This window comes from Bradyrhizobium sp., assembly GCF_035701725.1.
Classification (GTDB): Bacteria; Pseudomonadota; Alphaproteobacteria; order Rhizobiales; family Xanthobacteraceae; genus Bradyrhizobium.
Genome location: NZ_DASSRP010000066.1, coordinates 1 through 3,117, shown reverse-complemented (window position 1 = coordinate 3,117; position 3,117 = coordinate 1). Strand labels below are relative to the sequence as shown.

At 62.0% G+C, this 3,117-nt stretch carries 3 protein-coding genes; all 3 read right to left on the bottom strand.

The features are described 5' to 3' along the window. Positions 1–310: 310 nt before the first annotated feature. The 3 genes from tnpC to tnpA all read right to left on the bottom strand — a co-directional run bounded on the left by tnpC (position 311) and on the right by tnpA (position 2,703). Positions 311–1,834 carry an IS66 family transposase gene (gene tnpC / locus VFL62_RS03305; protein ID WP_325170952.1) on the bottom strand — a complete coding sequence of 508 codons (1,524 nt, stop codon included), beginning with the start codon at positions 1,832–1,834 and terminating at the stop codon, positions 311–313. A gap of 78 nt (positions 1,835–1,912) precedes the next feature. Next, positions 1,913–2,269 (bottom strand): IS66 family insertion sequence element accessory protein TnpB, encoded by a 357-nt coding sequence (gene tnpB, locus VFL62_RS03300; RefSeq protein ID WP_325170951.1) that lies wholly within the window; start codon positions 2,267–2,269, stop codon positions 1,913–1,915. Then, the gene (gene tnpA / locus VFL62_RS03295; protein ID WP_325170950.1) at positions 2,266–2,703 is read right to left on the bottom strand and encodes an IS66-like element accessory protein TnpA; all 438 of its coding nucleotides are present in this window, start codon (positions 2,701–2,703) and stop codon (positions 2,266–2,268) included. The genes tnpB and tnpA overlap by 4 nt, the downstream gene beginning before the upstream one ends. Positions 2,704–3,117 lie beyond the last annotated feature (414 nt).

Below are 3,117 nucleotides of genomic sequence, written 5' to 3'. Positions count from 1 at the left end.
CCGGTGATGACTTCGACTTTCGAAAACGTCTCGGACATAGGCGTATGCCTAGGACTATGCCTAGCTCCTCCGGCTAACGCCGGTGTCCGATCAAAACAGGGTGCAGTTCACGCTGGCACTCCCCCGGCTGATTCTCATTGCTCGAATTTTACGGCGGTGAACCTTCTCCGAAATGAATGGTGTCGCATTGAGCTCGTGGTATCGAGCGGATGCTCGATCACATCGGTTGGCAAGGAACTTGGACCCGACAGCCGAGAGCGCTGCACGATCATCGGATGATGCATACCTACACGCGGCGTAAGCGTCGTTCTCAGGCCACGGCTCTGAGGTCTTGCCTTCGGTAAGCCCACGGCAGCAGCTGGTCGATCTCGCTGTTCGGATGACCGTTGACGATCCTGGTGAGGGCGTCGGTGAGGTAGCTGAGCGGATCGACATCGTTCAGCTTACAAGTCTCGATCAGTGAGGCGATGGTGGCCCAATGTTCGGCGCCGCCATCAGAGCCTGCAAACAGCGCGTTTTTGCGATTGAGCGCGATGGGGCGGATCGATCGTTCGACGGCATTGTTGTCGATCTCGATGCACCCGTCTTCGATGAAGTGCGTCAGGCCTTCCCAACGCGACAGGGCGTAGCGGATCGCCTCGGCGAGCTTGCCCTTCTGGCTGATCAGGCCGAGTTTGGCGCGCAGCCATTGCTCGAATGTGTCGGCGAGCGGCCGGCTTTTCTGCTGCCGGGTGATGCGCCTCTCCTCGGCGCTGCGGCCATGGATGCCCTTCTCAATGGCATAAAATTCGGCGATGTGCCTGAGCGCCTCGCTCGCAATGGGCGCTGGACCCGGAGTGGCGAGTTCGTAGAAGTTGCGCCGCATATGCGCCCAGCAGAACGCAAGCTTGACGTCGCCGCGCTCGGCCAGCTTGCGGTAGCCGGCATAGCCATCGACTTGCAGGATTCCTTGGAATCCCTCGAGATGGGCGATCGGGCGCTCGGCCTTGCGGTCGGGCGCGTAGACATAGGCGACGCCGGGCGGATCGGATCCAACCCATGGCCGGTCATCGGCCACATAGGCCCACAACTGACCGGTCTTGGTGCGGCCACGGCCGGGATCGAGCACCGGCACGGTGGTCTCATCCGCGAACAATCTGCCTGAGCTCCTGAGCCTCATGAGAAGGCGCTCGTGCAGCGGACGCAGATGCCAGGCAGCATGACCGACCCAGTCCGCCAGCGTGGAACGATCCAGATCGATACCCTGGCGGGCGTAAATCTGGGCTTGCCGGTACAGCGGCAGATGATCGGCATATTTGGACACCAGAACCTGCGCGACCGTGGCCTCGGTCGGCAGGCCGCCCTCGATCAGTCGCGCTGGAGCCGGCGCCTGGATGACGCCGTCCTCACACGATCGGCAGGCGTATTTCGGCCGCCGGGTAGCGAGCACCCGGAACTGCGCCGGCACGATGTCGAGCCGCTCGCTCTTGTCCTCGCCGATCCGGTGCAGCTCGCCTTTGCAACAGGGACAGGTCTTGTCATCGATGTCGACGACGATCTCGATCCGCGGCAGATGCGCGGGCAGCGCTCCACGGTTGATCCGGCGCTTGCCACCCCGCGCCGCGCGACTATCGGGTGCGCTCTCATCCTGCTTTGCTTCGTCAGATGCTTCGACTTGCTCGACCTCTTCCAGACCCAGCAGCATCTGCTCCTCGGGCAGCGTCTCCGCCCTGCGGCCAAAGCGATGCCGCTGCAGCTCCTTGATGATCTGACGCAGCCGTTCGCTCTCGCACCGCTCGGCGAGCAGCATCGCTTTCAGCATCTCGAGATCATCAGGCAGTGCGTCGTTCGGCATGACCAAAGCAGATCATATTCGGCCGAATGTTGCGACGACCTGTGAGGCTCCTGATTCACTTCGCCGCAGGATAAATCATCAACCCGGCTGCATCGGTGTCACCGTCTCGCGCGCCTCATGAACGCGCCGCCAGTCCAGCCCTTCCAGCAATGCCGACAATTGCGCCGCCGACAAGCGCATCACGCCGTCTTCGATCTTGGGCCAGCGGAAGATGCCGTCCTCCAGCCGCTTCGCGAACAGACAAAGTCCCGTGCCGTCCCAGTAGATCAGCTTGACCCGGTCCGCCCGCTTGGCACGGAACACATAGACCGTGCCCGAGAACGGATCGGCCGTCATGGTCTCGCGCACCAGTGTTGCCAGTCCCTCGGCGCCCTTGCGGAAGTCGACAGGCTTGGTCGCCACCATCACCCGGACCGCGCCCGTCGGGCCGATCACCGGCTCGCCTTCAGCGCCTGAACGATTGCCGCAATCGTGTTGGCGTCCGCGCCGCGGCCGGCCCGGATCGTTACACCGTTGACCTCGACTTCAATCGTCCCGGCATCGGGCTCGGACTTGCATCGTGGCGCCTTGCGCCGCCCGCGAACAGCAGGCGCCTGCACGACTACATCCACCACCGCCGGCACAAATTGTTGTTCTTCCGCTTCGGAATGCCCTGCCGCAGATTCCCTCAGTTGCCGGCGCCAACCAAACAACTGCTGCGGCGATAACCCATGGCGTCGAGCCACGGCACAGACCGAGTCACCACTCGCCACGATCTCCGCAACAATCCGCGCCTTGTCTTCCTTGCTCCACTTCCGCCGACGACCGCCTCCTGTGAAAATTTCCAGCCGCCGGACCGGCTCCGTGATAGCGCTATGCACTGTGTCCATTCTAAGCCTAACGGTCAAAACCAAACCGAAGACTCGCAGCTCAGAACATCATCCGAAAGGTGACCGCAGAACACCGCTTACCACGCGGCAATCGGACTGATGGATCAGTCCGGCGGCTGGGCTGGTTGCATCGCAAAGGCGATGATGCGGAATCTCGCATTTAGATTAGATATTGAGTTCCATGCGCAGCCGCTACTTCTCTTGGAACAGCCGGGCGGCCTCCGAGGGAGTGCGCTATCGGTGTTTTGCGCTCAGGCGGGAATAATTCCGCCGGCGAGACCTGGAGCACGGCACACGTCGGCTGTCACGACGATTCTCTCTACGCCCGCATTCTCTAATTCGGAGAGCTTAAGCACTGAGGTTCGGAGACTGGATCCGTCAAAAGCTTACGCCGCTCCGTATATCTCGTGCTTG

Coding starts and splice junctions, on each gene's coding strand:
- tnpC (WP_325170952.1), bottom strand. CDS start 1,834: ATGCCGAACGACGCACTGCCTGATGATCTCGAGATGCTGAAAGCGATG.
- tnpA (WP_325170950.1), bottom strand. CDS start 2,703: ATGGACACAGTGCATAGCGCTATCACGGAGCCGGTCCGGCGGCTGGAA.